This window comes from Tardiphaga sp. GW822-FHT04G09, assembly GCF_058800725.1.
The window spans coordinates 13274-31662 of sequence record NZ_JBXAMO010000032.1; the positions used below are offsets into that span (position 1 = coordinate 13274).

Genomic DNA, 18389 nt, shown 5'->3' on the forward strand with positions numbered 1-18389 from the left:
CAGTACGTGCGGGACGCGGACCGAGACGCCGCGGATACGACGCCTCGGCTCAGTCAACTCAGATGCTTTCCATCGCGCAGCCGATCTCTTCCTTGGCTCCGAACAGCGCGTCGAGGGCCTTGGCATCCGCCGAGGATTTCGCGGTGACCTTCAGCGTATCCCAATTGTCCTTCGGATTCGGCTGTGCCGTCGCCACGACCGGCTGCCGGATCAGTTGATGATCCCATTCCCTGAAACCGACCTGCTGCGACCCATCCTTGAACTGCAACGCTTCGAGCGCGGCGACGAGTTTGGCGGCGTCGACCGATTTTGCATTTTCCACCGCAGCGAGCAGATAACGTGTCATGAACCATCCGGCCCAGACGCGATCCGTCGGCGGCTTGCCGTTGTCCTTCAGGTAAGTCGCCGTGAATTCCTTGTCTTCCGACGAATTGCCGGGATCGTTGTAGTACCACATCTTGCCGTAGATCCCGGACAACGCTTCGCGGGGGACGCTCCACAGATCCGTATCGCTGACCGCCGGCCCGCCGACCGTGATCTTTCCGGTCATGCCGAATTCATGCAGCTGCTTGAGGATCGGGCCGACATTGGCAAGGCCGCTAATAAGCACGTCCGGCTTGGCCTGGCGCACCTTGAGTATATACGAACTCAGATCAGTGGTTTCGACCGGGACGCGATCGACGCCGGCAATCGTGCCGCCGGACGCCTTGACGAAATCACCGAAGGTCGCCAGCACGTCGTCTCCCATGGCGAAGGACGCGACAAGAAAGTACCATTTCTTTCCCGCCGCGAGCAGGTCAGGTCCCATAGCCCGGGCATAGACGGGAATCGACGGCGGCGAGCGGAACATGAAGCGATTGCACTGTTTGCCCGTAACCTCTCTCGCAACAGCGTTAAGCGAGATAAATGGCACCCGCGCGCGCTTGGCCACCGCACCCATGGCCAGCGAATTTGCGCTCGATGTGCCGCCAAGCACGGCTGCCACTTTCTGCTCCTGGGCGAGCTTCGTGATCGACTGCGTTGCGCTCAAGGGATCGGACTCGTCGAGCCAGGTCAGTTCGACCTTGCGGCCCGCTACGAGATTGTTCGCCTGCTTGAGCGCCATCTGCACGCCGGCTGCGAGATCCGCGCCCTGCTGGGCGAACGGCCCCTGCTTGGCAAGCACCATGCCGAGCTTTACCGGCTCATCGGCCGCCGCACTGTGGATGAACGGCGATGCGAAGGATGTCACGCCTCCGAGCGCGATTGCCCCGCCGGCGCCCTTGAGCAAGCCGCGGCGCGACAGGTTTCCTCGATGGTCGGAATTTGAACCTTTATTATCCTGATCTTGCATCGTTATCTCTCCCCTTTTCTTCGTTTCTAGATTGTCGCGGCCGCCAGGCTGTTCTTTGCATCGATCTCGCCGCCATGCGCGATCCCGAGATATCGCGCCTGAAGGTCCGGCCTTGCGGCAAGCTCTGCCGCATCGCCTTCGAAGGCGACTGCGCCATTGACGAGAATGTAGGCGCGGTCGGTGATCGACAGGATCGCGTCGGCATCGTGCTCGACGATGATCAAGCTCGACCGCGAGCGAAGACGGACAATCGCTTCCATGATGTCGTTGACGACAGCGGGGGCCAGACCTTCGAACGGCTCGTCGAGCAGTATGACCCGGCATGGTGCCATCAGCGCGCGGGCAATCGCCACCATCTGTCGCTCGCCGCCTGAGAGGTTCTGCGCTTTAGCGTGTTTAAGGACGCCGAGCTTCGGAAACAGGTCATATGCTTCGTCCAGCGTCGCGCCGCCCGCCCGGGCCGCGACCCGCAGATTTTCCTCGACGGTGAGATTTGGGAACAGCCGTCGCCCCTGCGGCACGATCGCAATCCCCTTACGGTTGATCTGATGGCCCGGCAGGCCCTGGATAGCAGTCCCGTCAAGATGGATCGTGCCCTGATTGACCGTGCAGGCGCCGAGGATCGCGCGCAGGGCCGTGGTCTTGCCGACGCCGTTCCGCCCAAGCAGGGCAACGACCTCGCCTTCTCGCAGCCGCAGCGACAGGCCGTCGAGAACACGGCTGCCCTCGTATCCGCCAACCACACCCTGCAATTCCAGAACCGTGCTGCACGATGCCAATGATACATCGCTGCGGGCAGCCATGGCGGGAGCCGCCGACTTGTCGCGGGACTTACCGAGATAGGCTGCAATCACCGCGGGGTCATTGACGATGGCATCCGGCGGACCATCCGCGATCAGTTTGCCCTGATGCAGGACCGTGATCCGTTCGGAGACGGACAAGACGCGGTCGATATCGTGCTCCACCAGAAAAACCGCATGATTGCGCGCCAACGAGACCAGCAGGTCAGTCACAACCCGACGGTCCTGCTCCGCCAATCCAGCGAGCGGCTCGTCGAACAAAAGGATCTCGGCATCGCAGGCCAGCGTAACAGCGATCTCCAGCAGCCTCTGCTCACCATGCGAGAGATTCACGCAAAGAGTTTGGGCCCGTCCTTCCAGCCCGACGGCCGCAAGAAGACTCCAGGTCCGCTCGTTGACGTCATGTAGCTCATACGCATCGCGGAAGAAGGAGTGGCGGCTTGGGTGAGACGCTTGCACCGCGATCCGTACGTTCTCGAAGGCGCAGAGCTGGGGAAAGACCCGGACGATCTGGAACGATCGTCCGATGCCGAGCCTTGCCCGCTTGTGCACCGAAAGCCCGGTGATCTCCTGCCCCCGAAAGAAGATCTGCCCGCCCGATGGCGGCAGCACGCCGGACAGCATGTTGAAGAACGTCGTTTTGCCCGCACCGTTCGGGCCGATCAGGCTGTGCAGGCCGCGCGAAAATATCTGCAGATCGATATCCTTGGCGGTCACCAACGCTCCGAAATTGCGCGACAGCTTGCGGACCTCGAGCAAGGGCACGCTGGCTTCGGCATCCGATCGTCCCGGTCGATATGGAGTGATCTGCTGCGGCTGCGGCGGCACGCCGTCCCGCACCAATGTGTAGCGCGAACGGGATATCAGCCGCTGCGCCAGGCCGTGCAGTCCCTGCGGAGAGAAGATCGCCAGGATGATCACAATCGGGGCGAAGACCAGCCACCAATTCTCGATCGCCCCGCTGAGATAGTCCTTGAGCAGGATGAAGGTCATCGCTCCCCACAACGGTCCCAGGAAGTGATGGACGCCGCCCAGGACGTTCGCCAGCACGGCGTCGCCGGCATGCTGCCAATTCAGGTTGTTCGCATATGCACCTTGGATCAGAAAGGCCAGTAGCCCGCCGGCTGCGCCGATCACCACACCGGCGATCGTGAAGGACGCCAGCTTGAGCCGATAGACGTCGTAGCCGAGACTAGCGGCGCGCGCCTCGTTTTCTCGGATCGCCTGAAACGAACGGCCGAGCGGCGAATGCGCCAGGCGCCACAGCAGCCAGGCGACCACTAGGACGACCAGCACGCAAATCACATGGAAGGCAACGGCGCTCGGGAACATCGGCCGCGGTACGTTTTGCAGGCCGTTCTCGCCCCCGCTCACATCGGTCCATTTGAAAGCGATCTCGAATGCGATCTGAGAACACGCAAGAGTCAGCAAGGAGAAGTACAAACCACGCCGGAGCAACACGATCGCGCCGAGCGCGACGCCGAGCAACGCCGAGAAAACGATGGCGACAGCGAGCCCGCCGATCTCGTTGCCGATGAAGCTGCGAGCCGTGATGGCCGCGGCGTAGGTAGCGGTGCCAAAGAAGACCGACGCGCCGAACGGGACGAGCCCAGTATAGCCCAGCATGAGATTGACGCCGAGGCCATACAGCACATAGATCGCGATCTCCGTCACGGTAGCAACATTGATCCACCCGGCAACGGCGCATCCGGAAAGCGCGGCGAGCGCCACCGCCATGACTGCAACAGGATGCAGCCGATTCTTGATCGGGTTCATTCAAAACGCTCCCAAGCTTCACCGAACAGGCCACGAGGGCGCAAGAGCAGAACGACCGCCATCAGCACATACATCGCGACACCGGACGCTTCCGGGATGAATTGCACGGTGAGCGCCGTCACAAGCCCAACCATCAGGCCTGAAATGATCGCGCCTTTGTAGGAACCGAGACCGCCGATGGTCACGATCACGAATGCCGGCATGCTTGCGGCGGAGATGATGCCCGGTGAGACCGTCCACAGCGGGCCAGCCAGCGCACCGGCGATCCCCGCGAGCAGACAGCCGAGCGCGAAGGCGCCGGTCATTACCTTCGGAAAATCGACTCCGAGCCACCCCAGCATCTCCGCGTCGCGGCTACCCGCGCGCAGGATGCGACCATAGGGCGTGAAGGCGAAAAACAGCCAAAGCAGCGCCAGCACAACGATCGTGATCACCAGAATGCCGAAGCGATAGGTCGTAAGCAGTATCGGCCCGACCTCGATCAATCCAGACAGCGCCGGAGGCACACTCATCGGAATGCCGGCGGCGCCCCACACTGACCGGATGACCGCTTCAATGAACAATGCCAGGGCGAATGTTACTACAAGGCTGAGCAGCGCCCCTTCGCTGTACAGCCGGCGAATGAGCACGAGCTCGGCGACGACGCCGACAAGCGCCACACCGATTGGCGCCAGCAGCAGGCCGGGCCACCCCAGCAGACCGACGGCGCTGACGGCAAAATAGGCACCCAATGCAACAAACGCACCATGAGCGAAGTTGACGATGCCCAACAGGCCGAAAATGATCGAAAGGCCAACAGCAATAAGGACGTAAAGAAACCCCAGCGCTAAGCCGTTTGCAATCTGGGACAGGATTGCATCGATCATGCCGCTAGACCGATCGCGCCGGTGACCGTTTCTCCAATGCCGGCACAGCCCGCAAAGCCGCTTCCTTCCCTGCCCATCATTCCTCCGTCACGTCATTGCCGCGTCTTCGTCGACAAAAATTTTCCAGAAGATGTCCGAACAATGTTGTGAACGCAACATGATTTTTGTCGCATCGTAATTTTGGCGGCGCAGCATTGGCTCACCATCGCCGGCACGACGCCGATCTGCCGGCAGTCGGAGGAGGCTCGTCGCCTCGGTTCCGCGCTTGAGTGCGCTCCGACAATTTTCAACTTTTGCATCAGCGTTGAATTTCTATGTTGTGATGTCAACATACCGTGGCTATAGCCTACAAGGCTAACCGCGAAACATACGCGCTCGACAATCTTAACGAGGAGACGATCACTTGGTGGATAAGCCTAGCTTGAAATTCGACATCATCGTTGTCGGTGCCGGCTTTGCCGGCGTTTATGCCCTGCACCGCTTCCGGAAAGAGGGCTTTTCGGTGCGCGTGTTGGAGGCCGCAGACTCGATCGGCGGCACTTGGTACTGGAACCGCTATCCGGGCGCGAGATGCGACGTCGAGAGCATGCAGTACTCCTACTCTTTCTCGGAGGAGATCCAACAGGAATGGAAATGGTCTGAGGTCTACGCCCCGCAGCACGAAATTCTTCGCTACATCAATTTCGTCGCCGACAAGCTGAACCTGCGCGATGGCATACAGCTCAACACCCGCGTATCGGCAGCACGCTTCGACGATACGACGGAGTCCTGGCATATCGATACCGAAGCCGGTGAAACTTTCATTGCCGACTACTGCGTGATGGCGACCGGCTGCCTGTCCATCCCGATCGTACCGACATTTCCAGGTATGTCGGACTTCAAAGGACCGATCTATCGAACGTCAGACTGGCCGAAGGACGGGGTCGATGTGTCCGGAAAGCGCGTGGGCCTCGTGGGAACCGGATCATCCGGCATCCAGGCGACGCCGTTGCTGGCAAAGCGGGCGGACCATCTCTATGTTTTTCAGCGAACCCCGAATTATTCGATCCCCTCGCTGAACCGCAGCATGGATGAGACCTACGAGGCCGGTTGGAAGAGCGACTACGGTGCACGCCGTCTGGCGGCAAAGGAGACGCGCAACAATACGCTCAACGAAGCGGGAAACGTATCGGGATTGTCGGTCAGCTACGACGAGCGCGAGAAAGAGTTCGAACGACGCTGGACCGTTCTTGGTGGAATCAGCTTCATGTATGCGTACAACGACATGACCGGTAACCCGGAGGTCAACGCACATGCATCGGACTTTGTACGACGCAAGATCGCCGAAGTGGTGACTGACCCATTGGTTGCCGACAAGCTCTCCCCAAAGGACTACGGGATTGGCGGCAAGCGGATATGCGTGGATACCGACTATTTCCAGACGTTCAACCGTGGAAATGTCACGCTTGTGGACGTCAAAGAGGATCCGATCGAGACATTTACTGAGTCCGGTATTCGGACAGGTAAGAAAGCGTATGAACTCGATGCGATCGTCCTTGCCATCGGCTTCGACGCGATGACCGGGGCTCTGCTGCGAGTTGATATCAAGGGGCGCGGAGGCGTCAGCCTGCGCGACAAATGGCAAGATGGTCCGAAGACCTTTATCGGCATGGCAATCTCAGGATTTCCCAACTTTTTTATTGTGACAGGTCCGGGAAGCCCTTCAGTTTTCACCAACATGGTGACCTCGGTCGAGCAGCACATCGATTGGATCGCTGACTGTATCGATCACATGAAGAGCAAAGGCATCTCACAGATCGAGGCGTCGGAACAGGCTCAGGATGAATGGGTCGCCCATGTTAACGAGGTCGCTGACAGGACCCTCATGCCGCTCGCTAATTCATGGTATGTCGGCGCGAATGTGCCCGGAAAGCCGCGGATCTTCATGCCTTATCTCGGGGGCGCGGCAGGGTATCGCGACAAGATCGATAGTGTGGCACGCAACGGGTACGATGGTTTCGAACTGTCGTGAATCTTGCAGATCGCTCCACTAGCAATAGCCAGTCTATCTGGCTAACGCATGGGGTGGGCGGAGCGACAATCTTCCTCTCGATCCTCCCACTTGGCCCCGCATATGCGGGGCCATTTTTTTTAATCGAAGCGGCGGATATTCCCGGCCGCCAGGTCTCGTGCATGAAACCATCGAGTTTAGACATGCGGCGTCACGATTGAATTACACGTCTGACCGTCGTGTGATCGCCAGCTACAACGGCAAGCCAACATAGTTTTCAGCGAGCGACGTCGTGGCCGCCTGTGAATTAATCAGATAGTCGAGCTCGGCAAGCTGTAGCCGATCCATAAAACCATCACCTTCGGACATCCGATGCAGCATCGATGTCATCCACCATGAGAACCGCTCCGCCTTCCAAACCCGCGCGAGCGCTCGCCTGGAATAATCATCCAGGCCTGCCGATGACTTCTCAGCATAATACTCCCGCAACGCTTGCGATAAGTAATGCACATCGCTGGCAGCCAGGTTGAGACCTTTGGCACCGGTCGGCGGCACGATATGGGCCGCGTCACCTGCAAGGAACAGCCGACCGAAGCGCATCGGCTCCGCCACAAAACTTCGCAGCGGCGCGATGCTTTTCTCAAGCGATGGACCTGTCACCAGGCTTTCGGCCGCCTCGGGGTCGAGCCGGCGACGGAGTTCGTCCCAGAAACGATCGTCCGACCAGTCCTCAACTTGTTCATCTACAGGGCATTGGAGGTAGTAGCGACTCCGCGTCATCGACCGCATCGAACAGAGCGCAAAGCCACGTTCGTGCCGGGTATAGATCAGTTCGTCTGCCACCGGCGGTGTATCAGACAGTAGGCCAAGCCACCCAAACGGGTAGACGCGCTCGAAGGTTTGGATCGCAGACCCTGGAATACATTGGCGGGTAACGCCGTGAAACCCATCGCATCCGGCGATGAAGTCGCAAGCGACCGTTACTTCACTCCCATCCTGGACGAAGCTCACTGTCGGGCTTTGACCATCGATGCCCTGTGGCCTCACATCCTTGGCGTGATAGATCGTCTGCAACCCCGCCTTGGCGCGGGCGTCCATCAGGTCTTGCGTGACTTCGGTTTGACCATAGACGGCGACGGTGCGTCCGCTCGTCGCGGCCTTGAAGTCGATGGCGTGACGCTGCCCGGCAAAGGTGAGGTAGATGCCGGAATGGAGCAGCGCCTCGCGGTGCAGGCGCTCCGCCACGCCGACCTGCTCAAGAAGTTGAACAGTTCCTTGTTCAAGCACACCCGCACGGATGCGACCGAGAATATAGGCGCGGTCTTGCCGCTCGATGATGATGTTGTCGATGCCGTGGTGATGGAGCAACTGCCCAAGCAGGAGCCCTGCTGGACCGCTGCCAATGATAACGACCTGTGTTCGCAAATTAGTATTCCCGATAGTGAGCAGAATTCGACGTCGTCGGCGTCTGGCCGGCCGTCAGTTGGGCGACGAGGCATCCCCGCCATCGCCGAAGGCGGCCCATCCGCCGTCCACCGACAGCACCGAGCCCGTTACATAGCTCGCGGCTCTGGACGCAAGGAACAGGATCGCCTCGGCAATCTCCGCGGGATCGGCGAGCCGGGCCATCGGAATTCGTCGTCGTAGCCGGGGCGCATCGACGAAACCGTCGGCCTCGAGCTTCTTGACCAATGCCGTCGCGACAAATCCCGGTGCGACGGCATTGACGCGAATGCCGTCCGCGGCCCATTCGCAGGCCAGAGATTTGGTCATCATCGCAATTCCGGCTTTCGCGGCGCCATAGGCATTGCGCCTTGGTAGCCCGGTGACACCGGCAATCGAGCTGACATTGACGACGGCGCCTGCGCCAGAGGCCTTCAGCAGCGGATGTGCCTCACGCGTACACAGGAACGTGCCACTGAGATGAACGCTTAATACTTTCTCAAAACTCTCGAGCGTCTGCTCGGTGGTGGGCAGATGCGGGCTACCGATCCCTGCATTGTTGACCAGCGCATCAAGCCGCCCGAACTGCGATCCGATCTGCGCCATCACGTTGCGGACATCCGCTTCATTCGCGACGTCGCATCCCAGAGCGAGATGCCCCTCTCCGAGTTCGCGCGCGCGCGCTGCCGCTTTCGCAAAATCGATATCGATGAGGCAGACTGTATAGCCGCGTTGCGCAAACCCAATCGTGGTCGCCCATCCGATCCCGTCGCCCGCTCCCGTCACCGCCGCAACCGGCTTGTCATGGCTCATGCTACGTCTCCCTCGGCGGCCACGCTACGGTCGAATCCAGGACGCGGAATCACGCCCATCAGGATGTGCGACAATCCTCTGTCCACGACGATATTCTCGCCACTAATGTAGTCAGCACGATCGCTCGCCAGAAACACGACCGCATTTGCGATATCGTCAGGCTGGCCGACGCGGCGACGTGGGACCAGCGCGGTCCGCGCCTCGCGTACGCCGGCGGTGTCATAGATGCCGCGGATCATCGGCGTCTCGATCAGGCCGGGACTGACCGCATTGCTGCGGACGCCATACGGTCCCCACTCATCCGCCAACTGGCGCGACAGCATGACGATGGCTGCTTTGCTGGCGCTATAGGCGCCGCTGTAACTCTGCGGCGCATGGGCCGCAATCGACGCCACATGAACGATGGCGCCTTTGCCGGCGCTCCGCATGTCCTCCCCGAACACCTGCGCACAGCGCAGATAGGCGGTCAGGTTTAGCGCCATGATCGCTTCCCAATCCTTGATGTCGAGCGATGCCAGATGTCCGGCCCGCATCGTCCCGGCATTGTTGATGAGAATCGACGCAGCCTCGAACCTACTAACGACAGCGCGCTGAGCCTCCCTGACGCTGTCGTCGTCGGTCACGTCACAATGGATCGCGATCGCGCAGCCGCCCTTGGCCGTAATCTCATCGACGACCGAGGTCTGGTCCTGCCGATCCAGCAGGACTACATTGGCGCCGACCTCCGCCAAACCTAACGCAATGCCACGCCCGATGCCGCCGCCGGCGCCGGTCACGACCGCGGTACGGCCGCTCAGATCAATCCAGTTCATTGTCGTCCTCGTCTATCGTGGTCGGTGCTGGGCCAGACGTTTATCGCAGCGACGGCAGATCGACCCGGCGGATCAGTCGGTTCTCCTGCGCCGTGATCAAATGTCCGGAGGCCTTGAGATAGGCTAGCCAGTCCGGATCCTTGTCACGCTCCGCATGGCATCGTTCGAATTCACCCATATCGGGGAAGCCCCAGAGATGAACGATCTGGTTCAGCGCCCCAACGGCACTGGTGTACATGCCGAGCGGACGCCCGAGATATTTCAACTGCACAGGCATCGCGAGGCGATCGAACACGTCGATGAATTCAGCCATCTTGCGCAACTGGATCGTATAGGTGCGAAGATCGACGATTGGCGCATCAAAAGTCATCAGAGGTCACTCACGTTTTGAGATAAGGGCAGCCACCCTCTTCAATCGGCCGGAAGGCTTCGTCGGCGGAGAGCGTGGAGACCAGCTTGAAAACGTCGCCTGGCCCTCGGCTCTCTTCCGGCCGCTTGACTTGGAACAGGTAAGCCGGATGGATCTTGCGGCCGTCTTCGCGGATCTTGCCTTGACCGAAGCAATCATCATCGGTCGGCATCTTCTTCATGAGATCGACAACGTCGCGTCCCGCCCTCGCGCGCTCGACACCGAGTTCCCTGACAGCCTTCAGGTAATGCGTGACGCAGGCATAGTCGCCAGCCTGGCTCATGTTCGGAATGGCGCTCTTCGCTAACCGAGGCTTCACGCGCTCCATGAAACTGCGAGTCCTGTCGTTCATATCCCAATAGAATGTCTCAGTGAGCGACAGACCCTTTGCTGTCGGCAGGCCCATGGCGACGACATCAGTGACATAGCCGACCATTGCCGCCATCCGGATTCCGTTATTGTCCAGGCCGAATTCCTGCGCCTGCTTGAGCGCGGAGATCAACTCGCCGCCCGAGTTGGCGAATCCGATAACCTCGGCACCACTAGACTGCGCCTGGAGCAGGAAGGACGAGAAGTCCGTGGTGGAACCGAACGGATAGCGCACGGAGCCGAGAACGGTCCCGCCGGCGGCCTTGACGAACTTCGTAGCGTCCGCTTCGGCGGCATGGCCGAACGCATAATCTGCAGTGATGAAGAACCACTTCTTTCCGCCGGTACGGACGACCGAAGTCGCGGTCGAGTGCGACAGGCACCAAGAATCCCACGACCAGTGGACTAGATTGCGGCTACAGGCCTTACCAGTCAGATCAGAACTGCCAGCGGTCGTGATCAGCGCGACTTTGTTCATCCCCTCGATCAGATGTTTTGCATCGAGCGCGATCGAGCTGTTGCCGACATTCTCGATCATATCGACACCGTCCTGGTCGAACCACTTGCGGATGATGCCCAAACCGACATCCGCCTTGTTCTGATGATCCGCTACGAGCAGCTCGACCTTGATATCGGGGTTCGCGCTCTTGAATTCGGCGATCGCTTGTTCGACGCACGCTACGGTGGTTGGCCCGGAGACATCGCGATAGACGCCGGACATGTCGGTAATCACGCCGATCTTGATCGGCTTCGCACTACCTTGCGCGCGCGCCTGCGCAAATGGGGATAGCGCCGCAGCCGCGACCGTACCTTGCACAAACGTGCGTCGATTGATGGCCATCTATTTCCTCCAAATATATTCTTGTTCGTTGTTGGCTTTAATTCTTAGGTCGTTCTGCTCAGGCAGCGTGGGCCGCATCTTTCACTCCGGCGAGATGCCGCCCGGTGATGTATCCAAACGTCATGATTGGTCCGAGCGTGATGCCCGCCCCCGGATAATTGCCACCTATGATGCTGGCACGGTCGTTGCCAACCGCGTAGAGCCCCGTAATCGGCTGCGCGTCGCTCGTCAGGACGCGCCCTACCGTATCGGTCGTGAGACCGTCGAAGGTTCCAAGATCGCCCATGAAGATCTGCAGCGCGTAATACGGTCCCTTCCCGACCGGCGCGACGTTGGGATTCGGCTTGTTGTCGGGATCGCCGAGGAAACGATTGAACGCTGTCGTGCCGCGGCCGAACTGGCGATCCTCTCCTGTCACCGCCCCGAGATTGTAATCGGACACGGTCCGCTCGATGTTGGCGGGATCAACGCCAATCTTCGAGGCGAGCTCGCGCAGTGTGGATGCCGAACGCAGATAGCCGTTGCGAAGATAGATGCCGATCGGGACCGGAGCTGGTTTGGCGTAGCCGAGACCATATTTGCGAATGGTCGCATGATCGCAGATCAACCAGGCTGTTGTGTCGCGCTGTCCGTCATTGTCGGCAATCATCGCGACGCCCGTGTCGTGATAGGAGTTCGACTCATTGGCGAAACGATTGCCGCGACCGTTTACCGCGATGACGCCCGGCTTGTAGCGATCGACAAGATGCGGAAAGACGCCCGTCCGTCCTTTGCCCATCGGTACCTTCGAGATTGGCATCCACGCCGCCGCACTGGGAAAGCGGATATCGCAGACGCCGCCGGCAGCTTCGGCCATCTGATGCCATCGCCTGTATTGCCTTCCGGAGTCGGCGAGACGTGCTCCCCGCCACGAGCCAGATGCGGGTAAGCGCGGGCGATGCGTTCGAGGTCATGCGGAAAGCCGCCGCTGGCCAGCACCACGCCACGACGCGCCACGATCTGACGCTCAGTTCCGCCCAGCGACACAACCGCGCCGGTCACAGCGCTCCCTTCAATCAGCAGGCGTTTCGCCGTCGTGTTGGTCAGAATTGGAATCTTGAGATCGAACGCCGTCTTTGCCAGACGCGCCACCAGTGCGTTGCCGCTGGTGATCTGCACGCCACGGCCATGCAAAGCGAGATCCTTGAAGTGGTTGACAAGCCGCTTAGCGACATAGGCGGCCGAACGGAGCGACCGCGTGGCACGGAAGAAGTGCTTAAGATCCTCGTTCGAGGAATTGAACATCATCCCGATGAAAGTGATGGTCGATAGTGGCGGCCGCAGCCGCTTGATTTCGTCACCGAGGTTACGCGCGTCATACGGCGCTGCAGTTACAGAGCGGCCGATCGCCGCGCCGCCCGGAACGTCGGGGTGGTAGTCCGGATAGCCTGACAGCACGAATTTGGCTTCGGTTTCGCGCTCGAAGAAGTAGAGCATGCGCGGCCCCTGGTCGAGAAATGCATCGATCTCCTTCTCGCTGAAGTAATTGCCGGTCTCATTGCGCAGATAGGTGATCGCCGCCTCGCGACTGTCAGAGTGTCCGGCACGCGCCGCATGAGAGTTGCCAGGAATCCACAGCACGCCACCAGAGAAAGCCGTCGTGCCTCCGAAGTGCTCTTCTTTTTCGATGATGATGACGTCAAGACCGAGCTTCTTGGCGGTGATGGCGGTTGATAATCCACCTGCTCCCGACCCAATAACCAAGACGTCACACGTCTGCGTTTCATATCCCATGGGTTTCCTCAGCGACGCCCTTCGACGCCGCGCTTTTCTGGACATTAACGCGATCATTATGGGTGAACGGCCGCCCGGCAATGGACGATCTGAATCATTTATTGTACTTTTCGCAAACCACATCCTGTGCCGCAACGCACACTAATCGTCTCGTACGGAGCGACGCGCGTGATACCGCACTATTTTCTCTCTGAAGAAAGTTCACAGGATATCGATGGCTCGTTCCTTCACATCGAACCGATCGTTGTTCGCAGCAGCCAGCATGATTGGATAATCCGAACACACACCCATCCGGACCACCATCAGATCCTGTTATTATCGAAGGGCGGAGGGACGGTTGAGGTCGAGGGCGAAGACTGGAACCTAACGTCCGGCACACTGATCATTATGCCCGCGATGACGGTGCACGGATTCCGCTTCAAGCGCGGCACGAACGGCCTCGTGATCACGGTGTCGACTTCATACCTCCGTTCTATCCTGCGCGACGATCCGGATCTCCTGAGCGCTCTGGTACGTCCAGCGCGATTTCTGCCGCAACATCTTGGAGACAGTATCGATTTGCAGAAGGTGTTTGCCGCGCTTGAGAGGGAATTTGTCTGGGCTGCGCCCGGCCGAAGCGCGGCCATCCGTGCATATTTGCATCTGATCGTCGTCACCGTCAGCCGTTTGCACGGGAAGGCGGACCAGCCGAACCGCTCCGGCGCACGCGATGTCGATGTCGTACTGCGTTTCCGCGAACTGATCGAAGGATCGTATCGCGACCACCCATCGCTCGCCACTCTCGCCCGCAAGCTCGGCGTCACGACCGCGCGTCTTAACACTTGCTGTCGAAGCGCAACGGGAAAGTCGTCCTTGGAATTGATCAACGAGCGGTTGCTCGTTGAGGCTAAAAGGAAGCTGATTTACTCGGAACACAACGTTGCAGAGATCGCAGTAGCCCTGGGTTTTTCTGATCCTGCATACTTTAATCGGTTCTTCACGAAGGGCGTCGGAACGTCCCCGGGGGCGTTCCGGAAGGAAGCATCGGGCGCAATCAAGAAGCGTGGTCTTGCTGTGTAGGGCAGTACGCCTCAAGCGATTGATCCAGCACTATCTCGTAGTCGGATACTAATCGACGTTTGGGCATAATTCGGCCACTGCAGGGATCGCCGCAACTGAACCGTAGGGCAAAAACCACTCCGCTACTGTCCGCCCCCGCAAACGGCCCGCGTGGCCGCGAACTTTCGCCAGCGACCGAGCGCGGGAGAACAGACGGCCCTGCTTGCCTGCTATGTAGGAATCCGCTGCGCAAGACTGATTCAAGTTCGGTCTGAGCTCCTTATCAATCGGAGCCCAGATAGCCTTCGGCATTGCGATTGGTAATTGGTGGTAATATTACGTAGGGGTATAAAAGGACGCGGCCCTCTCAAGGCTGAAACAGGGGTTCAATTCCCCTAGGGAGCGCCAGCCTCATTATCTTGGCTGGATCGATTCATTGCCGTTTCATCGGCAATGACACGCGCAGGTCGGCCTAGCACGTTGCGGACCTGTTATCGGCGCTCGCTGCCTCTCTCCTCGCCAGTTCATGCACAAATCCCGCTGTCTGCGCCTGCGAAGGTGGTGCGAAGCAAATGACGCAGCCGTTCCGCGAAGTCGTCGGCTGGTCGCTGTGCCCCGATGAACAGTCGAGGGGTTCCTGGCTCGGCACGCTGCGATTTTGGCCTGTTTGTGATCACTGCCCCACGCGGATCATCGGAACGTTGCCGACATCCGGTGCTTGTCGTTGCACACCAACGATGGCCTGCACCGACGCCGCCTCACCGCGCGGACGCATGTCGTAACCAGCGAGACGTGCCGAGATGGCCGACGACCACGCATCCAGCAGGTTTACGCGCCGCGCGTTTTCGCAAGCCGGCATCGCACTGGCCGGCCTGAGTGCATTCGCGGCGCCTGCAGCCGCCAAGACGGAGCAATCGATGCCAGCCCCTGCCATGGACGATCCACGCAGCAAATATCCAAAGCCGCCATTCAAGCGGCAGTCGCAACCCTGGCCGGGTCTCGCCCGCGAGATGCAGCCGCCGCCCGATCATGGCGAGCAAAGCTACCGTGGCTCGGGCCGTCTGGCCGGACGCAAGGCGCTGATCACCGGCGGCGATTCCGGCATGGGCCGGGCCGCCGCGATCGCGTTCGCGCGCGAGGGCGCCGATGTGGTCATCAACTATCTTCCGGCCGAACAGCCCGATGCAGATGACGTGCTGAAGCTCATCAAGGCGGAAGGCCGTATCGGCGTCGGCATCGCCGGCGATCTCAAGGACGAGGCCTTCTGCACCAGCCTGGTCGCGCGCGCGGTGCAGGAACTGGGCGGCCTCGACATCGTCGTCAACAATGCGGCCCGGCAACAAACCCGCGCGTCGATCCTGGATGTGTCGTCGGAAGATTTCGATGCGACCATGAAGACCAACATCTACGCGCCGTTCTGGATCATCAAGGCGGCGCTGCCGCATCTCAAGCCGGGATCGGCCATTCTCGCGACCTCGTCGGAGCAGGCGATGGATCCCTCCGCCGAACTTTACGATTACGCGCAGACCAAGGCCGCGACGACCAACTACGTGAAATCGCTGGCCAAGCAGCTCGCGCCCAAGGGCATTCGCGTCAACGCGGTCGCACCCGGCCCGATCTGGACTCCGCTGCAGGTGTCGGGCGGCGCGACGATGGAGAAGCTGGAGAAATTCGGCAGCATGACGCCGCTCGGGCGTCCGGGCCAGCCGGCTGAACTCGGCTCGATCTATGTCCAGCTCGCTGCGGCTGATGCAAGCTATGCGACGGGCCAGGTTTATGGATCGGCCGGCGGCTCCGGACAGCCGTGAGCGGCAGGACTTTGCGCGCCGGCGACGTGCAGTTCAATTCAGGAAGGAGAACAGCGCTATGGCGATTGATGAGTTCATCAAATCCCTCAAAGCAGAAGTGCTCGGCCTGTCGATCGACAAAGAAACTGTCGCGCAGACTGAGCCGCAGCGCCAGGTCGATGACGAGGGGGTGACGCCCGAAGGTCAGCGATGGGACGCGGACAAGCCGATGTCCGGTCCACCGAACGACTAAGCAGAGGCGGAGTGGTTACGCCCACAATTAAGCTGCGCGGCGCTCTCCGGCGCCGGCAGCCGGCTACATGAAAGACGTTTTATGGTCCAGCGCGCCACCATCGTGGATTGCCCGACGCGGCCGCCTTGCCCTGCCTGCGGCATGAACATGATCGAGGATGAGCGCATAGATAGATACACGCCGGCGGAAGCTGATACTGGCCGACTGATGTGAGCCGCGGCAGCTCTTTGCCTTGGTCGTTCACCGGCTTCAGCTTCGAGAGCTTCGGGCAAGGACGTCCGACCGTGCCGCAGATCCAGTCCCAAACGACCAGGCCGTCGACCTGCTTCTCGTTCTCGATGATCTCCGCCGACAAGCGCGTGTGGATCCCGGACCAGACGTTATGCCTCGGGTCAGCGGCCGCGTTGCTGCAGACCGACCACATCACGAATTCCTGCACGTGGGTGGGACGCTCGAAGATGTTTGTGTTGTTGCCGTCGAGACAGCCTTTCAGCTCGATCGCGCAGACCCGATCGTCGAGGAGCGTGACGGAGTAGTCGTAGCGGTTCGATCCGCCCGCGCTCTGCCAATCCTTGATCAGCTTCTCGTCCTGCATGTGATTGAGGACGAGCGACACGAAGTGGCGCTTCGTCGCCATCGATGCGGAGTATTGCCCGCGGATGCGCTGGATCGCCCCCTCAAGGATGCCGCTGTCGTAGAAGTCCTTCTCTTCGAGCCCGTGACCGGAGAGCTTGTGGGCTTCCGTCCGGATGACCTCGGCGAACGCTTCGATCTTGGCTTCGAGGTCGGGATTCTTCTCGCACGGGATGGAGGCTTCGGGCATGCAGCAGACTCGATCAGGAAGTTCAGGCTGCGGCGCGCACTCGGGAAGGAGCCAAGATCGGTTCGAATATGTTCTCGGCCAGGTGGCGCACCACGGGCACGACGACGCCGTCCCCGGTGAGATGGTACGCCTCGTTATAGTTACCGGGCAACCGGTACGTGTCGGGAAGCCCCATCAATCGCGCGGTCTCCCGCGACGAAATGAGACGCGACCGGACCTTCTTGCCGTCAACGACCAGAATCGACTGACGGCTCGACCCGCCCGCAGGCGTCCGGAGACAGCCAGCGACGTCGTCGAAGCGAATCTCGGCGCGCTGCACCTTCACGCCGTCCTCATCGAGGCGCGTGCGCTTGTAGATGCCGCCGACCATGCGGCGCTTCGCCAGCTTGGCCACCTCGACCTTCTTGCGATTCAGGGGCGACATCATGCCGAGGAGCTGGCGGGTTTCCTCCTGGGTGTGCCACTCGACGTCGGCCGGATCGTCCTCGATCAGATCGGCGAACACCGTGTTGCGCTTCGCCACGGGCGGCAGCGACCACCAGACCCAGTTCTTCTTCATCCGGGCCGGAACGCCGTCGTAGGCGGCCTGCAGGCCTTTCGTGTGCCACACCTCGGACGGAACCGTGGTGGTCAGGCCGGCCGGAATCGCGACGTCCGGCCGGACCCCGATCACGAACAGACGCGGCCTGGAATGCGGGATGAACAGCGAAGCATCGATGACCAGGGCTCCGAACGTGTAGCCGGCCGACTCGAACGTGTTGCAGATCGCGGCGAAGTCCTTGCCGCCATGCGACGTCAGCGTGCCGCAGACGTTCTCCAGCGCGATGATCGCAGGAGCGCGGCCGTCGGCCTGCAGATCCTTCATGAGCGCCCAGAAAGGCCAGAACGTGCCTGAGCGGTCGCCTTTCAGGCCTGCACCGCCGCCGGCGAGGCTGAGGTCCTGACAAGGGAACGAGGCCCATGCGAGATCGGCAGTGCCAGGGAGCTGGTCAGCGGTCACCTTGCGGACGTCGCCGGTGAGCTGGCCGTCGGCACCCCAATTGTCGCGGTAGACGGCGGATTTCTTGATGTCGAAGTCGTTCGTGAAACTGCACGACCAGCCATCGCCCAGGCCAGCTCGCGCCATACCGCCTCCGGCGAAGAATTCGTAGAAGTCTGGCATGTCAGGTCCGACGCGATTCACTGTGGGATTGTGGCATGTTAGGCCCCGATCGTCCCTGAAAATCAAGGACAAATGTAGAACGAACTTGTGAACATACAGTA

General features: G+C 60.5%; 15 protein-coding genes and 1 pseudogene. 4 read left to right on the forward strand and 12 right to left on the reverse strand.

All coding sequences use genetic code 11. From position 1 onward, the window contains the following. Positions 1-58: 58 nt before the first annotated feature. The 3 genes from AC1RLZ_RS29755 to AC1RLZ_RS29765 are packed head-to-tail and all read right to left on the reverse strand — an operon-like array spanning position 59 to position 4775. On the reverse strand, positions 59-1333 hold the full coding sequence (locus tag AC1RLZ_RS29755) for an ABC transporter substrate-binding protein (protein WP_493191610.1): 1275 nt from the start codon (positions 1331-1333) through the stop codon (positions 59-61). 26 nt (positions 1334-1359) lie between these two features. Continuing rightward, positions 1360-3909 (reverse strand): branched-chain amino acid ABC transporter ATP-binding protein/permease, encoded by a 2550-nt coding sequence (locus AC1RLZ_RS29760; protein ID WP_493191611.1) that lies wholly within the window; start codon positions 3907-3909, stop codon positions 1360-1362. Then, positions 3906-4775, reverse strand: a complete 870-nt coding sequence (locus AC1RLZ_RS29765) for a branched-chain amino acid ABC transporter permease (protein WP_493191612.1) — start codon at positions 4773-4775, stop codon at positions 3906-3908. Before AC1RLZ_RS29765 ends, AC1RLZ_RS29760 begins: the two co-directional genes overlap by 4 nt. Positions 4776-5196: 421 nt before the next feature. Here AC1RLZ_RS29765 and AC1RLZ_RS29770 point away from each other — a divergent pair, with 421 nt between their 5' ends. Continuing rightward, entirely contained in the window at positions 5197-6786 is a 1590-nt protein-coding gene (locus AC1RLZ_RS29770) for a flavin-containing monooxygenase (protein WP_493191613.1), read from the forward strand. A gap of 231 nt (positions 6787-7017) precedes the next feature. On the opposite strand, the gene pobA is transcribed toward AC1RLZ_RS29770, so the two are convergent. The 6 genes and pseudogenes from pobA to AC1RLZ_RS29800 all read right to left on the reverse strand — a co-directional run bounded on the left by pobA (position 7018) and on the right by AC1RLZ_RS29800 (position 13225). Continuing rightward, entirely contained in the window at positions 7018-8190 is a 1173-nt protein-coding gene (gene pobA / locus AC1RLZ_RS29775; RefSeq protein WP_493191614.1) for a 4-hydroxybenzoate 3-monooxygenase, read from the reverse strand. A gap of 54 nt (positions 8191-8244) precedes the next feature. Then, the gene (locus AC1RLZ_RS29780) at positions 8245-9021 is read right to left on the reverse strand and encodes an SDR family NAD(P)-dependent oxidoreductase (RefSeq protein ID WP_493191615.1); all 777 of its coding nucleotides are present in this window, start codon (positions 9019-9021) and stop codon (positions 8245-8247) included. After that, complete coding sequence (locus AC1RLZ_RS29785; protein ID WP_493191616.1) at positions 9018-9833, reverse strand: SDR family NAD(P)-dependent oxidoreductase; 816 nt, start codon at positions 9831-9833, stop codon at positions 9018-9020. Before AC1RLZ_RS29785 ends, AC1RLZ_RS29780 begins: the two co-directional genes overlap by 4 nt. A gap of 40 nt (positions 9834-9873) precedes the next feature. Further along, positions 9874-10203, reverse strand: a complete 330-nt coding sequence (locus tag AC1RLZ_RS29790) for an NIPSNAP family protein (protein ID WP_493191617.1) — start codon at positions 10201-10203, stop codon at positions 9874-9876. 10 nt (positions 10204-10213) lie between these two features. Further along, positions 10214-11452, reverse strand: a complete 1239-nt coding sequence (locus tag AC1RLZ_RS29795; RefSeq protein ID WP_493191618.1) for an ABC transporter substrate-binding protein — start codon at positions 11450-11452, stop codon at positions 10214-10216. Between the two features lie 58 nt (positions 11453-11510). Continuing rightward, positions 11511-13225: pseudogene (locus AC1RLZ_RS29800) on the reverse strand (FAD-dependent oxidoreductase). Positions 13226-13393: 168 nt separating this feature from the next. Between AC1RLZ_RS29800 and AC1RLZ_RS29805 the strand changes: the two are divergent. After that, positions 13394-14284, forward strand: a complete 891-nt coding sequence (locus tag AC1RLZ_RS29805) for a helix-turn-helix domain-containing protein (protein WP_493191619.1) — start codon at positions 13394-13396, stop codon at positions 14282-14284. 652 nt (positions 14285-14936) lie between these two features. Here AC1RLZ_RS29805 and AC1RLZ_RS29810 read toward each other — a convergent pair. Next, positions 14937-15197 carry a hypothetical protein gene (locus AC1RLZ_RS29810; RefSeq protein WP_493191620.1) on the reverse strand — a complete coding sequence of 87 codons (261 nt, stop codon included), beginning with the start codon at positions 15195-15197 and terminating at the stop codon, positions 14937-14939. Between AC1RLZ_RS29810 and AC1RLZ_RS29815 the strand changes: the two genes are divergently transcribed. Together AC1RLZ_RS29815 and AC1RLZ_RS29820 are read left to right on the forward strand one after the other, a co-directional pair. Further along, positions 15181-16071 carry an SDR family oxidoreductase gene (locus tag AC1RLZ_RS29815; RefSeq protein WP_493191621.1) on the forward strand — a complete coding sequence of 297 codons (891 nt, stop codon included), beginning with the start codon at positions 15181-15183 and terminating at the stop codon, positions 16069-16071. The two genes, AC1RLZ_RS29810 and AC1RLZ_RS29815, sit on opposite strands and share 17 nt — an antisense overlap. A gap of 58 nt (positions 16072-16129) precedes the next feature. Beyond that, on the forward strand, positions 16130-16303 hold the full coding sequence (locus tag AC1RLZ_RS29820; RefSeq protein ID WP_493191622.1) for a hypothetical protein: 174 nt from the start codon (positions 16130-16132) through the stop codon (positions 16301-16303). 79 nt (positions 16304-16382) lie between these two features. Here the strand turns inward: AC1RLZ_RS29820 and AC1RLZ_RS29825 are convergent, their stop codons facing one another. Then, positions 16383-17126 (reverse strand): hypothetical protein, encoded by a 744-nt coding sequence (locus AC1RLZ_RS29825; RefSeq protein WP_493191623.1) that lies wholly within the window; start codon positions 17124-17126, stop codon positions 16383-16385. A gap of 22 nt (positions 17127-17148) precedes the next feature. Continuing rightward, positions 17149-18288 (reverse strand): DNA cytosine methyltransferase, encoded by a 1140-nt coding sequence (locus AC1RLZ_RS29830; RefSeq protein WP_493191624.1) that lies wholly within the window; start codon positions 18286-18288, stop codon positions 17149-17151. Between the last annotated feature and the right edge of the window lie 101 nt (positions 18289-18389).

What these genes read in the sequence shown, in the direction of transcription:
- AC1RLZ_RS29755 (WP_493191610.1), bottom strand. Translation starts at nt 1,333, where the DNA reads ATGCAAGATCAGGATAATAAAGGTTCAAATTCCGACCATCGAGGAAAC.
- AC1RLZ_RS29760 (WP_493191611.1), bottom strand. Translation starts at nt 3,909, where the DNA reads ATGAACCCGATCAAGAATCGGCTGCATCCTGTTGCAGTCATGGCGGTG.
- AC1RLZ_RS29765 (WP_493191612.1), bottom strand. Translation starts at nt 4,775, where the DNA reads ATGATCGATGCAATCCTGTCCCAGATTGCAAACGGCTTAGCGCTGGGG.
- AC1RLZ_RS29780 (WP_493191615.1), bottom strand. Translation starts at nt 9,021, where the DNA reads ATGAGCCATGACAAGCCGGTTGCGGCGGTGACGGGAGCGGGCGACGGG.
- AC1RLZ_RS29785 (WP_493191616.1), bottom strand. Translation starts at nt 9,833, where the DNA reads ATGAACTGGATTGATCTGAGCGGCCGTACCGCGGTCGTGACCGGCGCC.
- AC1RLZ_RS29790 (WP_493191617.1), bottom strand. Translation starts at nt 10,203, where the DNA reads ATGACTTTTGATGCGCCAATCGTCGATCTTCGCACCTATACGATCCAG.
- AC1RLZ_RS29795 (WP_493191618.1), bottom strand. Translation starts at nt 11,452, where the DNA reads ATGGCCATCAATCGACGCACGTTTGTGCAAGGTACGGTCGCGGCTGCG.
- AC1RLZ_RS29815 (WP_493191621.1), top strand. Translation starts at nt 15,181, where the DNA reads ATGCCAGCCCCTGCCATGGACGATCCACGCAGCAAATATCCAAAGCCG.
- AC1RLZ_RS29810 (WP_493191620.1), bottom strand. Translation starts at nt 15,197, where the DNA reads ATGGCAGGGGCTGGCATCGATTGCTCCGTCTTGGCGGCTGCAGGCGCC.
- AC1RLZ_RS29820 (WP_493191622.1), top strand. Translation starts at nt 16,130, where the DNA reads ATGGCGATTGATGAGTTCATCAAATCCCTCAAAGCAGAAGTGCTCGGC.
- AC1RLZ_RS29825 (WP_493191623.1), bottom strand. Translation starts at nt 17,126, where the DNA reads ATGCCCGAAGCCTCCATCCCGTGCGAGAAGAATCCCGACCTCGAAGCC.
- AC1RLZ_RS29830 (WP_493191624.1), bottom strand. Translation starts at nt 18,288, where the DNA reads ATGCCAGACTTCTACGAATTCTTCGCCGGAGGCGGTATGGCGCGAGCT.